Genomic DNA, 15936 nt, shown 5'->3' on the forward strand with positions numbered 1-15936 from the left:
CGATTGCCGGGACAAGGAGCGCACCGGTAAAATTTTTTTACCGGATTAGCGAAAATTCATTTGACTTGCAAATGATAACTATTATTATTGCGCTCAGCTGATCGCGAGATCTGCTGGATAACCTGGAGCTTAGGTCGCTCTCAGATTATCTCCTCATCAGGCTAATCACGGTTTTTGACCCAGCTTTTTGCTGGGTCTTTTTTTTGGCTCTTCAGGCTAATGAAGATCGTGATGGCGCGCATGATAGCAAAGGTGTTTCAGGGCGTGAACGCTCATTACAAAACTTTGCGGAATCAGCACTTGAGAATCAATCTCGTTTCAAATACGCTGATCACGCATCACGGAAGATGCCCCCATCCCTCCCCTCCACAGAGCAAGGAGCTGTCCATGACCCGTCTGCTGCTGCCCCTTGAGCACTCAAACCCCGCTGCCGAACATCATGCCGACGACGCCCTGCTGCACGCCCTGAAACACCTGCCACGGCGTGTCCAACAAGTATTCCTGCTCAACCGCCTCGACCAACTGGACTTCTCCAGCATCGCCGCCCGCCTCGACCTGCCATTGGCGAGCATCGAGCGGCACATGGACCAGGCACTGCAGGCTGGTCGTTCGCGCCGGGATGTGCTGGCGAGTGTTGCCGGGCAATGGTATGTGCGCTTGCAGAGCCCACAGGTGACGGCGTGCGAGCGGATCGATTTTCGCCGTTGGCTGGATGCGGACATGGCGAACTTGCAGGCGTTTCATGACACGGAAATGCACTGGCGCAGCCTGTTGGCACCGGCACGGCAACTGGGCCAGGATGGTTGGTACCGGCAAGGTCGGGCGGCACTGTCGTTGGGCGGCTGTTCGGTTGCGGTCGGGCTTGGCGTGGCGGCGTTGGTGCTGTTTGGTTTCTGGGCCTGATCAACACCTTCGCTACACCGTTATCGTTTTCACCGCGGATGGCTCGGTCGTTATCAAGTTCGAGTGCTGGTCAGCGTTTCCGTCAGGCATGCAAGCAGTAGCCATCCGCACAAACTGACACCCAGGAACAGAAGCCCCAGGCTCATCGGCAGCTCGCTTTCGACGCCAGCAACAAGACTGCCGGCTAAACCACCACCTGCGAACAACAATGTCGTATTGAGCGACGCTGCCGCACCGGCTTGCTGCGGGTAACGCGCCAAGGCTTGGGTCGTCGCAGCAGGACGCACCAGCGTTGTCCCCGTCGTGCAGATGATCATCGGCAGCATAAGACTCGCCACCGTCAACCCTGCAAACTGCTCCCAGATCAACAGTGTGATGCCCCCGGCAGCTATGAGCAGGAATCCTGTCTTGATCTGAACCTGCGGGCTTACGCGGTTGTTCAAATAGGTCGCGGCTACTCCGCCAGCGATATACGCAAGCCCATAGGCGATAAATACCACCGAGAATTGATATGGCGTCAGCCCCAGGCTGTCCATCAACGCCAATGGCGCGACAACGATGAAGGAAAAATGGCAGGCAAACGCCAGGCTAGCCAGCAGGGAGTGCGCAAGATAGGTCGTATCACGCAGCATGACCCAATAGCTGCGCATGCCCGAAGTACGGCCTCGCGATGCAGGCGTGTCCTGCAGCAATGCATATGACAGGCATGAAACGATCACGGCTATGAAAGCGAATACCGTAAAACTGCCCTTCCAGCCAAAGGATTGTTGGAGAAAAGCGCCTGCGACCGGTGACAACGAAATGAACAGCCCACTTGCGCTGGTCAGCAGGATACGCATGGCATTGCGTTGTCTACCGCTGTACAGATCCTGCACGAGCGCCTGGCCCAGCACGAAACTCCCGCAACCCAGGGCCTGCAGCAAACGGAACGCCATGAACGTCTCATAGCGGGTTGAAAGTACACAACCCACTGCCCCTGCAATGGACACTCCCAACCCAGCGAGCAACAACCGCTTGCGCCCCATGCCATCCGACAATGGCCCGATCACGATTTGCGCCAAGGCGACACCAAACGCAAAGAAACTCACCGAGTAGGCTATCTGCTTTGGCTCGACGTGAAACTCGTCTGCGAGCGCCGGGAATGATGGCAGGATCACATCCAGAGGGAATACGCCCAATAGACACAACAGAATCAGCAAGGCCGAGCGCGGAAAGCTAGTGAACGAACCCAAGGGCTGATTCACGCTACCAACCCCGCCTTCTTGTATTGCCGGAAGTAGTCACTGGAATCTCCATGGAAGCGCCGAGCCCTGATGGTAGCGACACCCTGAAGATGTACAACCCGAACCGGGCAGCGAAACTTCCGATAGAGTTGTAGGGCTTTTCCCTTGTTGCTTATTACCGTTGAGTTCTGGTGCTATCCAGCCTTCTGCTGACTTGATAGCCGACCCCTAGCGCAGTTCATCTGTTGTGCAAACTGCTCTCAGTAATTGAAGTCATGACCGAGCTGGCCCTGCATCCATTCAAGGAACTGTCGAACCCTGGGGGTTTCAGCATGGCCTCGAGGAAATACCAGGTGGTGGGCACTGACGGGCGTCGCCAAGTCTTCCGCAAATACCGGTACCAACTCGCCCCGGGCGATATAGTCCTGCGCCAGCAGGGAACTCTCCAAGGCCACCCCATACCCGTGGCTGGCGGCCTCCAGGCTCATGTAGGAGCGATCGAAGCTCAAGGCGTAGGGGGTTTGAGGCAACGTCACGCCTTGCTGGGCGAACCATTGGGGCCACTGCACCAATGCGGCTTCCGACAGGATCAGGTTCTGCCCCAGCAGATCGCCCGGCTGCTTGATAGGCGTACGCTCGAGAAGCTGTGGCGAGGCCAGCACAGTTGCACGTTCATGCCGGATGGTACGCACTTCCAGGCTGGGCCAGTTGGGGTAGCCATGACGGATATCCAGATCGATCTGATGGCGGCCGAAGTGCAGAGACTCGTAGGAGCACGACAGGTTGATCTGGATCTGCGGATGACTGTTACGAAAATGGTCCAGGCGCGGCAGCAACCAGAGCAGGCCGAAGCTGGGCGCGGAATGAAGCCGCAAGCAATCGAAGCCCACCGAGTTGCCGGCGCGCTCGGTGGCCGTAGCCAGGCTTTGCAATATGCCTGACACCTCGCGCAGGTACTGCTCTCCGGCCGGGGTCAATGCAACACCGCGCGCCTCGCGAATGAACAACGGACGACCGATCAAGGCTTCCAGATTGGCGAGCTGGTGGCTCACCGCAGAGGGTGTGAGGTTCAACTGCTCTGCGGCCCGTGCAACGTTGGCGAAGCGAGCAACTTGCTCGAAGGCCTGAATTGCTTTCAGGGAAGGGATCTGAGGCGATTTTCTGAGGATGTCCAGGCTCATGACCATTTCCTGAAGGATTCGAAGCGATACCAAGGCTTTTACCTTCCTGTAAGCCCAAGGCACAAGTCGAGGGCTGAATTTTTTTCAGCACCGGGTGAAGGAGGCAGCGTTGCTCGGGGTGCTGTCCGGGACGAAGCTGTGCCTATCGGTTCTGCCTGAACCACTGCTCACAACAACAACCATCTGGAGCACCTTCGATGCTGTTAACAGGAAAATTTGCCGTGATCACTGGCGCGGCCTCTGCCCGCGGCATCGGCCGCGCAACAGCCCAGGCGTTTGCCGCTCAGGGCGCCAAAGTCGCGATCCTGGACCTGGACGCCTCCGCCGCGACCGAGGCTGCCGCTTCACTGGGCGAAGGCCACCTCGGCGTGGCTGCCAACGTTGCCGATGAAGCACAAGTGCGTGATGCCATCGCTCAAGTGCTCGCGCAATTCGGTCGGATCGACGTGCTGGTAAACAACGCCGGTATCACTCAACCGGTGAAAACCCTGGAAATCACAGGGGCTGACTATGACCGGATTCTCAACGTGAACCTGCGTGGCACCTTGCTGATGTCCCAGGCGGTGATCCCAACCATGCGGGCGCAACGCGCCGGCAGCATCATCTGCATGTCATCTGTGTCTGCCCAGCGTGGTGGCGGCATCTTCGGTGGCCCTCACTACAGCGCGGCGAAGGCTGGCGTGCTTGGATTGGGCAAGGCGATGGCCCGCGAGCTGGGGCCGGACAATATTCGCGTCAACTCGATCACGCCAGGCCTGATTCACACTGACATCACCGGTGGCCTCATGCAGGATGAGCGCCGTCACGCCATCATCGAAGGCATCCCCTTGGGCCGTCTGGGCGAGGCGCGCGATGTCGCCAATGCAGCTTTGTTCCTGGCCAGTGACCTGTCCAGCTACCTGACGGGCATTACCCTGGATGTCAACGGCGGGATGCTGATCCACTGAGCACCCGGTGCATCGTGACCTGCACCCGAGCCCGGCGCAGGCCACGCGTTCGATAACAACAAGAGATCAGAACGAATGACCACATTAGCGCTCGATGCGGTATCCGCCGCACGCAGCAGTGCCTACCGTAAAACGGCCTGGCGACTGATGCCTTTTCTCATGCTCTGCTACCTGTGCGCCTATCTGGACAGGGTCAATGTCGGCTTTGCGAAGCTGCAGATGATGGACGACCTGGCCCTTTCCGAAGCGGTCTACGGACTGGGCGCTGGCATGTTCTTCATTGGCTACTTTCTCTGCGAGGTGCCCAGCAACATCATTCTGCACAAAGTGGGCGCTCGACGCTGGATCGCTCGCATCATGATCACCTGGGGCATCATCTCGGCGATGTTCGCCCTGGTGGAGACAGCCTGGCAATTCTATACCCTGCGTTTTTTGCTGGGGATCGCCGAAGCAGGCCTGGCACCAGGGCTTCTGCTGTACCTGACCTATTGGTTCCCGTCTTACCGCCGGGCGAAGATGACCGCGCTGTGGTTCATCGCGATTCCGCTGTCGGGCATGATCGGCGGCCCCTTGTCGGGTTGGATCATGGAGCGCTTTGCCGGCGTTCACGGCTGGGCGGGCTGGCAGTGGATGTTCCTGCTCGAAGCCATCCCCACGGTACTGGTGGGCGTCCTGGTGCTGAGCTACCTGAAGGATGGCGTCGATCAGGCTCACTGGTTGAGCGACGAAGAAAAAGCCCTGGTGCGCAAGGAGCTGGCTGAAGACGAACAACACAAGGTAAACCACGGCTCGGTGGCCGACTTCATCCGCGACCGTCGGCTCTGGTTGCTGGCGGGCATCTACTTCTGCGTAGTGATGGGCCAGTACGCAATCACGTTCTGGCTACCCACACTGGTACGCAATGCCGGCGTCAGCGAACCTTTGCACATCGGCCTGCTGACCAGCCTGCCGTACCTGTGTGCCATCGTCGCGATGCTGTGGGCCGGGCGCAGCGGCGACCGTCACCGTGAACGCCGCTGGCATCTGGCGATCCCCATGCTGATCGGCGCTCTGGGCCTGAGCCTCGCCGCAGCACTGGGCAGCAGCCTGACGCTGTCGATCCTCAGCCTGTGCCTCGCTGCGGCTGGAGTGCTATCCGCCTCTTCACTGTTCTGGATGCTGCCCACCACGCTGTTGGGAGGTGTATCGGCGGCGGCAGGCATCGCGGCGGTGAACAGTTTCGCCAACCTCGCCGGCTTCTGCTCGCCCTACCTGATCGGCTGGGTCACTACCACCTTGGGCAGCAATGCCATCGGCATGTATCTCATCACGGCCGTACTCATGTTTGGCGCCTTCCTGGTGTCGCGAGTACCGGCTCATCTGGTCAATCGTTGATTCGATAAAAAGGAGTCACTTCAATGACTGCTGTGCCTACCTACACCGAGGCGCTGCCGCTGGCTGTGCGCGCTCGCAATATCCGCCGCCACGCATTGCGCATGGGGCAAGTCCAGGGCCAGGGCTATGTCGGCCAGGCGCTGGGCGCCGCCGACCTGCTGGCGGTCGCGTATTTCCATGCGCTGCGCCTCGACCCCGGCAACCCCGAATGGGAGCAGCGCGACCGTTTCTACCTGTCCATCGGACACTACGCGATTGCCCTCTATGCCGCACTGATCGAGGCCGGCGTAATCCCAGAGGATGAGCTTGAAACCTACGGTAGCGACGATAGCCGCTTGCCCATGTCTGGTATGGCTGCCTATACCCCCGGCATGGAGATCACCGGTGGCTCGCTCGGCCACGGCTTGGGCATCGCCGTCGGCGCCTGCCTCGGGCTCAAACGCAAGGGGTCGGACAGCTGGGTGTACAACCTGCTGTCCGATGGCGAGCTCAACGAGGGCTCGACCTGGGAGGCCGCCATGTCGGCCAGCCATTGGCGCCTGGACAACCTGATCGCCATCATCGATGTGAACAACCAGCAGGCGGATGGCCATTCCAGCGAGGTACTGGCCTTCGAGCCAATCGTCGACCGCTGGCAAGCCTTTGGCTGGTTCGTTCAACGCGTGGACGGCAATGACCTGGATGCGCTGGTCGGCGCCTTCGACCAGGCCCGTGCCCACGCCGGGGCGCAACCGCGCGTGATCATCTGCGATACCCGCATGGGCAAAGGCGTGCCTTTCCTGGAAAACCGCGACAAGACGCACTTCATTCGCGTCGATGAAAACGAATGGGACCTCGCCCTGAAAGCGCTGGACGCCGGGAGCCAAGCATGAGCATTGTGAACTCACCCAAGAAACGCCTGACCACCTCGGCCATGATCGCTTCGATTGCCGCCGACGGCCAGCCGACCCGCCCTGCCCCGTTCGGCCATGCCCTGGCAAGCCTTGCCGAGCAACGTCGGGATATAGTTGGCCTAAGTGCCGATCTGTCCAAGTACACCGACCTGCACATCTTCGCCAAAGCCCACCCCGAGCGCTTCTATCAAATGGGCATGGCCGAACAATTGCTGATGAGCGCCGCTGCCGGCATGGCACGGGAAGGCATGACCCCCTTTGCCACCACCTATGCGGTGTTCGCCTCCCGTCGGGCCTACGACTTCATCTGCATGGCGATTGCAGAAGAGAACCTCAACGTCAAGATCGTCTGTGGGCTGCCTGGCCTGACCACCGGTTATGGTCCTAGCCACCAGGCCACGGATGACCTGGCCATCTTCCGGGCGATGCCCAACCTGATGATCGTCGACCCCTGTGATGCGCTGGAGATCGAGCAGGCTGTGCCAGCGATCGCCGCCCATCAGGGGCCGGTCTACATGAGGCTGCTGCGCGGCAACGTACCCTTGGTGCTTGATCGCTACGATTACCAGTTCCAGCTGGGCAAGGCACAGGTGCTGCGCGGTGGCCGGGACGTGCTGTTGATAGCCAGCGGCCTCATGACCATGCGCGCGCTGGAGGCTGCCGAGCAGTTGCAAAAGGACGGAGTGGACGTGTCGGTACTGCACGTGCCTACCATCAAACCGCTCGATGAACAGACCATCCTCGCCGAGGCACGCAAGCCTGGTCGCCTGGTGGTCACTGCGGAAAACCACTCGATCATAGGGGGCCTGGGGGAAGCTGTGGCCGGCGTACTGCTGCGCAACGGGGTCACACCAACCTTCCGCCAGATCGCGCTACCGGATGCGTTTCTCGATGCAGGGGCACTGCCGACTTTGCATGACCGATACGGGATCTCCACTGACGCTGTGTCGAGGCAGATCAAGGCATGGCTTTGACCGTAGCCGTGGGTCAAACCTGAAGCGCGGCGGATGCAAGCGTGATGGATACCTGGCCCATGACAAAGGCACACCGCAGCCCCTGGGATCCAGGCAATGATGAAAAATGCTCCGTAACATTCGATACGGAGCATTTTTTGGGGCGACGAAACCTGCAGACGCCACCTAACCTCCTGCCACGCTACCGATGAAATTCGCCAGCTCAGCTGTTCGGGGCGCCGCAAAAACCTCGCGTGGATTGCCAGTCTCGTGGACCTTGCCTTGATGCATGAAGACCAGCTTGTCACCGACTTCCCGGGCAAAACGCATTTCGTGGGTGACCATGATCAGGGTCATGCCTTCACTGGCCAGTTGGCGCACCACACCGAGCACTTCGTTGACCAACTCGGGGTCGAGCGCCGAGGTGATCTCGTCGCACAGCAACACCTTTGGCGACATGGCAAGCGCCCGGGCAATCGCCACCCGCTGCTGCTGGCCGCCGGAAAGGCGGTCCGGGTAGGCGTCGAACTTGTCGCCCAGTCCAACCCTGGCGAGCATCTGCTCGGCCAACTGGCGGGCCTCGGCCTTGCCGACCTTCTTCACCACCTGGGGCGCAAGCATCACGTTCTGGCCCACTGTCAGATGAGGGAAGAGGTTGAACTGCTGGAACACCATGCCAACCTTCTGCCGCAGCGAGCGCAAGTCGGCGCGGCCGGCATCCAGGTATTCGCCGTCCACCTCGATCACCCCATCGCTGATCGACTCCAGGCCGTTGAGGGTACGCAGGAAGGTACTCTTGCCGGAACCGCTACGGCCGATGATGGCGACCACCTCGCCCTCCTCGATCGCCAGGTCGACACCCTTGAGCACATGATTGTCGCCGTAGTACTTGTGCAATGCGGACGCTCTAAGCAGGGGCATGCAGCCTCCTCTCCAGGTAACGGGCGCTCAGCGAGAGCGGGTAGCAAAGGACGAAGTAACCCACGGCCACCAGACCGTAGATCAGGAACGGTTCGAAAGTGGCGTTGGCCAACATGCCGCCGGTCTTGGTCAGCTCGGTGAAACCGATGATCGAGGTCACCGCCGTGCCCTTGACCACCTGCACCGAGAACCCGACGGTCGGCGCGACGGCAATGCGCAGGGCCTGGGGCAGGATCACGTGGCGCAACTGCTCCAGACGGCTCATGGCCAGGCTGCCGGAGGCCTCCCACTGGCCATGTGGTATGGACTCGACGCAGCCTCGCCAGATCTCGGCGAGAAAGGCACTGGTGAACAACGTCAAGGCGATGGCCGCCGCCATCCAGGCCGAAACATCGATGCCGAACAGGGCGATGCCGAAAAACACCATGAACAGCTGCATCAGCAGCGGCGTCCCCTGGAACAGCTCGATGTAGCTCCTGGCCGCGCCACGCAGCATCCGGCTATCGGAGATTCGCGCCAACAGCAGCAACAGCCCGGCAATACCACCGCAGACGAATGCCACCAGCGACAGCAGCAAGGTCCATTGCAAACCTGCGAGCAGGTTGCGCACGATGTCCCACAAGGTGAAATCCATTCAGCGTCTCCCCGTCAAAGCGCGCCGGCCTATCCATGCCAGCAGTTGGCGCACCAGGATGGCCATGACCAGGTACAGAGCCGTGGTCAGCAGGTATGTCTCGAAAGCCCGGAAGTTGCGCGACTGGATGAAGTTGGCAGCGAACGACAGTTCTTCTGTGGCGATCTGCGAGCACACCGCCGACCCGAGCATTACGATCACGATCTGGCTCGACAGGGCCGGCCAGACCTTCGCCAGTGCAGGTTGCAGCACCACATGGCGAAAAGCCTCGAAACGACTCATGGCTAATGCCGCCGCAGCCTCCAGTTGCCCTCTGGGAATGGCCTGGATACCCGCCCGAATGATTTCGGTGGAATAGGCCCCAAGGTTGATCACCATGGCCAGTACCGCCGCCTGCCATTCCGTCAACCGAACGCCAAGCGAGGGCAGGCCGAAGAAGATGAAGAACAACTGGACGATGAAGGGCGTGTTGCGGATCAGCTCCACGTAAAGGCCGAACAGCGCATCGAACGGCCGTAGTCGCCAGGCACGCACCACCGCACCCAGCACACCGATGGCCACACCGAACAGGGTGCCGATCAACGTCAGCTCTAGCGTGAACATAGCCCCTTCGAGCAGCAGGCCGCCTTGGGCCAGCACAGGGGAAAAGTCAAATTGATAGGCCATGGGTCGGCGACTCCAGGGCCGTTCAAAGGTCGGCCGGCAATGGCTGCTTCAGCCACTTTTCGGCATTGCGGTCGAGGCTGCCGTCGGCCTTGGCCGCATTCAGAGTGGCGTTGACCTTCTCGAGCAAGGCCGGCTCCTGCTTGGCCAGCCCCACGTACACTGGCGAGTCCTTTAGCTTGACCTTCATGACCGGCACCTTGTTCGGGTTCTTCTCGGCAATGACAGCCATTACCACGCTGCCGCTGGCGATCAGCTCGACCTGGCCCGACAGGTAGGCGGCGATGGTCGAGTTGTTGTCCTCGAAGCGCTTGATGACCGCACCCTGAGGGGCGACCGCGGATAACTCCATGTCCTCGATCGAGCCACGCGTGACACTGATGGTCTTGCCGGCAACGGCACCGATATTGTCGATCGACGTCTCGGCCGGCCCGAATACTGCCAGGTAGAACGGTGCGTAGGGGCGGGAAAAATCGATCACCGCTTCCCGCTCCGGGTTCTTGCCCAGGCTGGAAATCACCAGGTCGACCTTTCCGGTAGTGAGGAACGGAATGCGGTTGGTGCTGTTGACCGGGGTCAGCGCCAGCTTGACGCCGAGCCTGTCAGCCAGTAGCTGCGCGGTGTCGATGTCCAGGCCGCGAGGTTTGAGGTCCGGCCCCACCGAGCCGAAAGGAGGGAAGTCCTGGGGTACGGCTACCTTGAGCACGCCCCGGGCAGTGATGTCGGCCAGCGCATCGGCCTGGGCGTGGGAAACGCTCATGACGCCGCCACAAACCAGGGCGGCCAGAAGCAAGGAACGGATTTTTTTCATGGAAAATGCCTCGGGTGCATGCGAAGAAGTTGCCTAGCCCGAAAAGCACAGGCCGTGCCAGTGTTGCCCGGCAGCCCCGGAATACGCTTTCGCCCCTTGGCATCACGCGGTCTTACTGGTCTGAACAGCTAGCGCCTACCCTCTGCCATCGCCCCCCTTTCGTGCAGCCACCTGCCCCGCTGCGTCAGCATGGGGCGATACTTGCCAGGCAACCGGTAAAGCCTTTAAAAAGCGCAGACCCCTTGCCAGCTGGTCTGAACAGATGCTCGACACACTCCCCCGCGCAGTTCCGGAAATCGCCTTGCAGGCTATCCGCAAACTGATCCAGGAAGGCGACTACCAGCCCGGTGATGCCCTGCCCTCCCAACGTGACCTGGCAGAGCAGTTGGGTGTAAGCCGCGCCTCCCTGCGCGAGGCGCTGTCCTCCTTGAGCGCCTTGGGGCTGGTGAGCGTACAACCGGGCAAAGGGGTATTCGTCCAGGCGCCGCCATCCGCCACCGGCTTCTCCTGGCCCTATGCCGAACAGGTATCCGCCGTCGATACCTTCCAACTGCGCTATGCACTCGAAGGGTTTGCCGCCGGCTTGGCGGCGCTGTACCTGACGGCAGCGGACATCGATGCGCTCGAAGCCAATGTCGAGTCGATGCGCCAGGAGCTGCGCGCCGGCAATTTCGAGGCCGCAGCGCGCCTGGACTTCGCCTTTCACCGCCGCCTGCTGGAAGCGAGTGGCAACCACGCCATGCTGCAGGTGATCACCACCAGCCAGGACATTTTCCTGGAGAGCCAGAAGTTGCCGTTCATTCGCCCTGAACGCGCCATGGAGACCTGGCAGGAACACCGCAAGATCCTGCGCCAGCTTGCCCGTGGCAACCAGGCCGGGGCACAGCGTGCAATGCAGGAGCATATCCGCAACGCGGCATCGCGCACGAACGTGGTGTTCCCATGTTGACTGGTCAGCCAAACACCGGAATACCAGGCCAGCGACCCCGTGCATGACAACACACGGCAACATCACCCTCACAGGGTAAGTGGAAAGGCTTCAGCATTGACCTGAATCAGTCAAACGCCATGGGCGGTGTTGTAAACAGCACACCAAACATATGGGAATGCAGTTTGATGAGCGAGTCCAACCTGGCAACCAGAATTATCTGCAACAATCTTGAACTGGCCGATCAATTGCGCCAGTTGTTGGCGCCTGTAGCACCCGATTGCGAGGTGCTGAGTACGCCTGGCAATTGCAGCGTGGCCCCGCTTTGCCGCTGGCTCGGTGAAACCCAGTTGGGCTCGGCTGGGCAGATACAGGCTGCCTTGCTGGATGCCACCGAGGTTCTCGAACAGACCCGACACGCCTTCAAATCCCGCGAACTGGGGCTGCTGCGGCGACGCCTGGTTGCATTGCTGGATAAATTGTCGGAAGATCCCCAGTGATGTGAATGTGCCATCACCAGGTTCCGCCCTGCGGGAACCGGCTTTGCCGAGCAGGATAATAGGCCTGAAAGACGAAGCGCCGTGACAACAAGTTCTTGAGCAGAACTTGTTGTCACGGCGCTTTTTTTTGTTCAGCAAAAAGGAATCTTCTCCAACACCGGGGGATGTGAATGAAGGTGACAAAAGACCTCGAGGAATTAATCAAGCGTATCCGTCTCGACCATGCGGAGATTGTCGAACGTTTTCGCTTTCTCGACTGGAGCGCCGAAGATGCCAGACGACTAGGCGTAGCAGCTCAGTACATGGCCCCGTCCCAGCAAGCTTTCGTCGACCATCTGTACCGTCACCTGGCGGAATTTTCCACGCCGTCCGCGTTGCTTCGCACGCCGGAAGTCACCGCCCGTTTGAAGCAGAGCCAGGCTGAGTATTACCAGCGCTTGTGGAGCGGCCCCTACGATGAAACCTACGTCAACGGCCGCCTGCGCATCGGTGTGATCCATCAGCAGATCGGCCTGGAGCTGAAGTGGTATCTCGGCAGCTATCGGCTTTACCTCGACGACATGCTTGAAAGCGTGTTCGGCGACAGCCCGGATGCCACGCTGTATTCCAGCCTGTTGAAGGCAGTGTTCTTCGACATGACGCTGGCCATCGATACCTACAGTGCGGCCCAGCACAAGGCGCTGGAAGATAGTGAGGCTCGCTTCGCCCGCGCGCTGCGCGGTGCCAACGACGGGCTGTGGGACTGGCATGTCGATCAGGACCGGCTTTACGTTTCAGAGCGTTGGGCCAGCATGCTTGGCCTCAGCCGCGACAGCATCGGCGAGAGCAGTTCCAGTTGGTTCGGTCGCGTGCACCCGGACGACCTGCCCGATTTTCGCCATGCCATCGATGCCCATCTTCAAGGGCAGACATCATCCGTTCACCACGAGTACCGTATCCGCAAGCACAACGGCGACTACATCTGGGTCCTCGTGCGAGGGGTCGCCGAAATGACCAACCCTGGCGAGCTACGCATGGCTGGCTCGCAGTCTGATATCAGTGCACGCAAGGATGCCGAGCAGCGCCTCCAACATACCGCCCAGCATGACCCGTTGACCGGCCTGGCCAACCGCATCCGGCTTGACGAGCAAATGCAGAAGACCTTCAGGAAGCAGCGCAAGGGCGGTGACTACGAAGCGCTGCTGTTCATCGATCTGGACCGTTTCAAGTTGATCAACGATAGCCTCGGCCACAACGTCGGTGATCGCGTGCTGGTGGAAGTGGCAAGGCGCTTGAAAGAGTCGCTGCGCCCCACTGACCAACTGTTCCGCTTCGGCGGAGACGAATTCATCGTTTTGCTTCACGACCTCACCTGCGACCGCGACGCCGAGCAGATATCCCAACGCATCCTCGACAACCTGCACCAACCGCTGCACATGGACGGTCGAACCCTGGTGGTCAGCGCCAGCATCGGCATCGCTCCGTTGCACGACAATGGCAAAGCCCTGGATGTGCTGCAGGCTGCCGACCTTGCCCTCTACCGAGCCAAGTCTGCCGGCAAGGCGCGGTACGCCCACTACGACGAAACATTGCAAGATACCGCGCAGCAGCATCTGGAACTGGAATCCGCGCTAGGCCAGGCACTGCAACAGAATGAATTCGAACTGTACTACCAACCGATCTATCACCTGGACCAAGGGACACCTCTGGTGACCGGGGTCGAGGCGCTGTTGCGGTGGCGCCATGGCGAACGTCTGATCTCGCCACTGGAGTTCATCCCTGCGCTGGAGGAATCGGGAGAGATCATCCGCGTCGGCGAATGGGTACTGCGCCAGGCCTGTCAGCAGGCCCGGGCCTGGCAACTGGCCGGGCATGAGCGCCTGCGCTGCTCGGTGAACATTTCCAGCACGCAATTGCAACAAGCCGACTTCACCCTCCGGCTGATCGATATCCTGCAAGAAAGCGGCCTGCCTCCCGCCAGCCTGATCCTGGAGATCACCGAAAGCCAACTGATGCATGACGACATGGACACGCTGGCCTGTCTGCATGAGCTGACCAGCCTTGGTGTTCTGCTGGCGCTGGACGATTTTGGCACGGGTTACTCCTCGCTCGGCTACCTCACGCGCTTTCCGCTGCACATCCTCAAGCTCGACAAGAGCTTCATCACCGGCGTTCCTTACGAGAACAAACAGAGCGCGATCAGTCAGGCAATCATCGTTCTCGGCCGTAGCCTCGGCCTGGAAGTGGTGGCCGAAGGCATCGAGAGTTCGGCGCAACTCGAATTCGTGGTCGGTGAAGGCTGCCACTACGCCCAAGGCTACTGGTTCAGCCGGCCACAACCCGCCGCTCAGATACAACACCTGCTCAGCACAGAAGACCGTTTCGAAGGAAGCGCAGTTACGCGGCGCGTACCTGTCAGTTCAGGAGAAAAACAATGAAAAACAATCTTCCGGTCAGTGGTCGTGCCGTCGAATTCAGCGCAAACGCGAACATTCTTTCAACAACCAACCCAAAGGGCGCCATCACTTACGTCAATCCCGACTTCATCAACATCAGCGGATTCAGTGAAGCCGAATTGCTCGGCGTCAATCACAACATCGTGCGCCACCCGGACATGCCGCCAGAAGCTTTTGCGCATATGTGGCAGACACTCAAGGATGGGCGCTCGTGGATGGGGCTGGTAAAAAATCACTGCAAGAATGGTGACCACTACTGGGTCAGCGCCTACGTCACGCCGATGCAGCGCAATGGCGAAACAGTGGAATACCAATCGGTTCGCACGCTACCGGCCAAAGCGCTGGTGGAAGCTGCTGAACATCTCTATGCACAGTTGCGTAGTGGTAAAAAGACCAACTGCCTGCGTATGTCACGGCTGTCCGTCGGCATGCGTCTGGCACTTGCCAGCACTGGCGTGAACCTGCTGTGCTTTGCTGCCTTGGGCTTGTTGGGTGCGTTGTCCTGGAGCAATGCGCTTTCTCCATGACGCTATCGAGCTTGCTGCTTGGCGGCGTGTTGCGCTTCAGCCTGCGCCCCCTCGACGCCCTTGCCCGAAAAGCCAGGAATATCGCCGACAATCCGCTGAGCCAGATTCTCTACAGCGGCCGCCGCGACCAGTTTGGCCAGATCGATTTCACCCTGCAAATGCTCGAAGCCGAGACCCGGGCAATAGTCGGACGCATTGCCGATTCGTCCCGCCAGTTGAGCAAGGAAGCCGAAGAGCTTCTGTCTGCAGTGGACAACAACAATTGCGCGACCCTCCGCCAGCAGGGGGAAACTGCCCAGGTTGCCAGCGCAATAACCCAGATGGCGACCAGTGTGCAGGAAGTGGCGCGCAACGCTCAGCTCACCGCCAGCGCCGCGAACCTGGCCAACCAGGAATCCGACCGCGGCCACCAACTGGTTGAGCAGACCCGCCAGCACATTGATAGCCTCGCCAGCGAGGTGCAACAGACCAGCTTGGTGATTCATCAACTGGAACAGCATGGCAATGAAATTGACCGCGTACTCGAGGTGATTCAAAGCATCGCCGAACAGACCAACCTGCTTGCCCTCAACGCCGCCATCGAGGCTGCCCGCGCTGGAGAGGCGGGCCGGGGTTTCGCGGTGGTCGCCGACGAGGTGCGCGGGTTGGCTTCGCGGACTCAGCAATCCACTGCTCACATCCAGGGCACCATCGACACCCTGCGTCGTTCCACGGGGGATGCCGTGCTTGCGATGCAGCGCAGTCACAGCAAGGCCGGTGTCAGTGTCGAACAGGCACTGCTGGCTGCCCGGGCGCTGGACGGGATCACCCAGCGCGTAGATGAAATAAGCGGCATGAGCGTGCAGATCGCTGCCGCCGTAGAGGAGCAGAGCGCGGTGGGTGACAGCATCCAGTGCAACCTGGCCGATATCAGTCAAACCACCCAGAAAAGCGTGCTCGCCAGCAACCAGAGTCGAACCACTGCCGCCCATGTCGCCAAGCTGGCCGAGCGCCTTCAACTGCTGTCGGCGCAACTTTGGGGGCGCCAGCGCAATGGGTGACCG

The 15936-nt window shown here is 60.3% G+C and carries 16 protein-coding genes; 10 read left to right on the forward strand and 6 right to left on the reverse strand.

Annotated features, from left to right (window positions below; genetic code table 11):
• The first annotated feature begins 387 nt into the window (after positions 1-387).
• Complete coding sequence (locus KDB76_RS19230; protein ID WP_013973346.1) at positions 388-903, forward strand: DUF4880 domain-containing protein; 516 nt, start codon at positions 388-390, stop codon at positions 901-903.
• A 53-nt stretch (positions 904-956) separates the two neighbouring features.
• Here the strand turns inward: KDB76_RS19230 and KDB76_RS19235 are convergent, their stop codons facing one another.
• The gene (locus tag KDB76_RS19235; protein ID WP_038409977.1) at positions 957-2147 is read right to left on the reverse strand and encodes a Bcr/CflA family efflux MFS transporter; all 1191 of its coding nucleotides are present in this window, start codon (positions 2145-2147) and stop codon (positions 957-959) included.
• Positions 2148-2386: 239 nt separating this feature from the next.
• Positions 2387-3307, reverse strand: coding sequence for a LysR substrate-binding domain-containing protein (locus tag KDB76_RS19240; protein ID WP_024087397.1), 921 nt, complete (start codon positions 3305-3307; stop codon positions 2387-2389).
• Positions 3308-3504: 197 nt separating this feature from the next.
• Here KDB76_RS19240 and KDB76_RS19245 point away from each other — a divergent pair, with 197 nt between their 5' ends.
• From KDB76_RS19245 to KDB76_RS19260, 4 genes are all read left to right on the forward strand, one after another.
• Complete coding sequence (locus KDB76_RS19245; RefSeq protein ID WP_013973349.1) at positions 3505-4254, forward strand: SDR family NAD(P)-dependent oxidoreductase; 750 nt, start codon at positions 3505-3507, stop codon at positions 4252-4254.
• Positions 4255-4329: 75 nt separating this feature from the next.
• Positions 4330-5628, forward strand: a complete 1299-nt coding sequence (locus KDB76_RS19250) for an MFS transporter (protein WP_013973350.1) — start codon at positions 4330-4332, stop codon at positions 5626-5628.
• 23 nt (positions 5629-5651) lie between these two features.
• Complete coding sequence (locus KDB76_RS19255; protein WP_013973351.1) at positions 5652-6500, forward strand: transketolase; 849 nt, start codon at positions 5652-5654, stop codon at positions 6498-6500.
• On the forward strand, positions 6497-7495 hold the full coding sequence (locus KDB76_RS19260; protein ID WP_023662409.1) for a transketolase family protein: 999 nt from the start codon (positions 6497-6499) through the stop codon (positions 7493-7495). Before KDB76_RS19255 ends, KDB76_RS19260 begins: the two co-directional genes overlap by 4 nt.
• A gap of 165 nt (positions 7496-7660) precedes the next feature.
• Here KDB76_RS19260 and KDB76_RS19265 read toward each other — a convergent pair whose 3' ends face one another.
• Genes KDB76_RS19265 through KDB76_RS19280 form a run of 4 tightly spaced genes read right to left on the reverse strand, consistent with a single transcriptional unit; the run spans position 7661 to position 10503 of the window.
• On the reverse strand, positions 7661-8395 hold the full coding sequence (locus tag KDB76_RS19265; RefSeq protein ID WP_024087399.1) for an amino acid ABC transporter ATP-binding protein: 735 nt from the start codon (positions 8393-8395) through the stop codon (positions 7661-7663).
• Positions 8382-9029, reverse strand: a complete 648-nt coding sequence (locus KDB76_RS19270) for an amino acid ABC transporter permease (RefSeq protein ID WP_013973354.1) — start codon at positions 9027-9029, stop codon at positions 8382-8384. Before KDB76_RS19270 ends, KDB76_RS19265 begins: the two co-directional genes overlap by 14 nt.
• On the reverse strand, positions 9030-9695 hold the full coding sequence (locus KDB76_RS19275) for an amino acid ABC transporter permease (RefSeq protein ID WP_023662408.1): 666 nt from the start codon (positions 9693-9695) through the stop codon (positions 9030-9032).
• Positions 9696-9717: 22 nt separating this feature from the next.
• On the reverse strand, positions 9718-10503 hold the full coding sequence (locus KDB76_RS19280; protein WP_023662407.1) for a transporter substrate-binding domain-containing protein: 786 nt from the start codon (positions 10501-10503) through the stop codon (positions 9718-9720).
• Between the two features lie 262 nt (positions 10504-10765).
• Here KDB76_RS19280 and KDB76_RS19285 point away from each other — a divergent pair, with 262 nt between their 5' ends.
• The 5 genes from KDB76_RS19285 (at position 10766) to KDB76_RS19300 (ending at position 15933) form a co-directional block, all read left to right on the forward strand.
• Entirely contained in the window at positions 10766-11452 is a 687-nt protein-coding gene (locus KDB76_RS19285) for a FadR/GntR family transcriptional regulator (RefSeq protein ID WP_013973356.1), read from the forward strand.
• A 167-nt stretch (positions 11453-11619) separates the two neighbouring features.
• Positions 11620-11931, forward strand: coding sequence for a hypothetical protein (locus tag KDB76_RS19290; RefSeq protein ID WP_013973357.1), 312 nt, complete (start codon positions 11620-11622; stop codon positions 11929-11931).
• A gap of 170 nt (positions 11932-12101) precedes the next feature.
• Positions 12102-14348, forward strand: a complete 2247-nt coding sequence (locus KDB76_RS19295; RefSeq protein ID WP_038409978.1) for an EAL domain-containing protein — start codon at positions 12102-12104, stop codon at positions 14346-14348.
• Positions 14345-14893 (forward strand): PAS domain-containing protein, encoded by a 549-nt coding sequence (locus KDB76_RS30180; protein WP_321029167.1) that lies wholly within the window; start codon positions 14345-14347, stop codon positions 14891-14893. The genes KDB76_RS19295 and KDB76_RS30180 overlap by 4 nt, the downstream gene beginning before the upstream one ends.
• Positions 14890-15933: a methyl-accepting chemotaxis protein gene (locus KDB76_RS19300; protein ID WP_321029168.1), complete on the forward strand. Its 1044-nt coding sequence runs from the start codon at positions 14890-14892 to the stop codon at positions 15931-15933. Before KDB76_RS30180 ends, KDB76_RS19300 begins: the two co-directional genes overlap by 4 nt.
• The last annotated feature ends 3 nt before the right edge of the window (positions 15934-15936 follow it).

The sequence above is a fragment of the Pseudomonas sp. JS425 genome (assembly GCF_018223845.1).
Classification (GTDB): domain Bacteria; phylum Pseudomonadota; class Gammaproteobacteria; order Pseudomonadales; family Pseudomonadaceae; genus Aquipseudomonas; species Aquipseudomonas asiatica.

Bases quoted from the DNA above. Each gene is read 5' to 3' on its own strand.
- KDB76_RS19230 (WP_013973346.1), top strand. From the start codon at position 388: ATGACCCGTCTGCTGCTGCCCCTTGAGCACTCAAACCCCGCTGCCGAA.
- KDB76_RS19240 (WP_024087397.1), bottom strand. From the start codon at position 3,307: ATGAGCCTGGACATCCTCAGAAAATCGCCTCAGATCCCTTCCCTGAAA.
- KDB76_RS19245 (WP_013973349.1), top strand. From the start codon at position 3,505: ATGCTGTTAACAGGAAAATTTGCCGTGATCACTGGCGCGGCCTCTGCC.
- KDB76_RS19250 (WP_013973350.1), top strand. From the start codon at position 4,330: ATGACCACATTAGCGCTCGATGCGGTATCCGCCGCACGCAGCAGTGCC.
- KDB76_RS19255 (WP_013973351.1), top strand. From the start codon at position 5,652: ATGACTGCTGTGCCTACCTACACCGAGGCGCTGCCGCTGGCTGTGCGC.
- KDB76_RS19260 (WP_023662409.1), top strand. From the start codon at position 6,497: ATGAGCATTGTGAACTCACCCAAGAAACGCCTGACCACCTCGGCCATG.
- KDB76_RS19265 (WP_024087399.1), bottom strand. From the start codon at position 8,395: ATGCCCCTGCTTAGAGCGTCCGCATTGCACAAGTACTACGGCGACAAT.
- KDB76_RS19270 (WP_013973354.1), bottom strand. From the start codon at position 9,029: ATGGATTTCACCTTGTGGGACATCGTGCGCAACCTGCTCGCAGGTTTG.
- KDB76_RS19275 (WP_023662408.1), bottom strand. From the start codon at position 9,695: ATGGCCTATCAATTTGACTTTTCCCCTGTGCTGGCCCAAGGCGGCCTG.
- KDB76_RS19280 (WP_023662407.1), bottom strand. From the start codon at position 10,503: ATGAAAAAAATCCGTTCCTTGCTTCTGGCCGCCCTGGTTTGTGGCGGC.
- KDB76_RS19285 (WP_013973356.1), top strand. From the start codon at position 10,766: ATGCTCGACACACTCCCCCGCGCAGTTCCGGAAATCGCCTTGCAGGCT.
- KDB76_RS19290 (WP_013973357.1), top strand. From the start codon at position 11,620: ATGAGCGAGTCCAACCTGGCAACCAGAATTATCTGCAACAATCTTGAA.
- KDB76_RS19295 (WP_038409978.1), top strand. From the start codon at position 12,102: ATGAAGGTGACAAAAGACCTCGAGGAATTAATCAAGCGTATCCGTCTC.
- KDB76_RS30180 (WP_321029167.1), top strand. From the start codon at position 14,345: ATGAAAAACAATCTTCCGGTCAGTGGTCGTGCCGTCGAATTCAGCGCA.
- KDB76_RS19300 (WP_321029168.1), top strand. From the start codon at position 14,890: ATGACGCTATCGAGCTTGCTGCTTGGCGGCGTGTTGCGCTTCAGCCTG.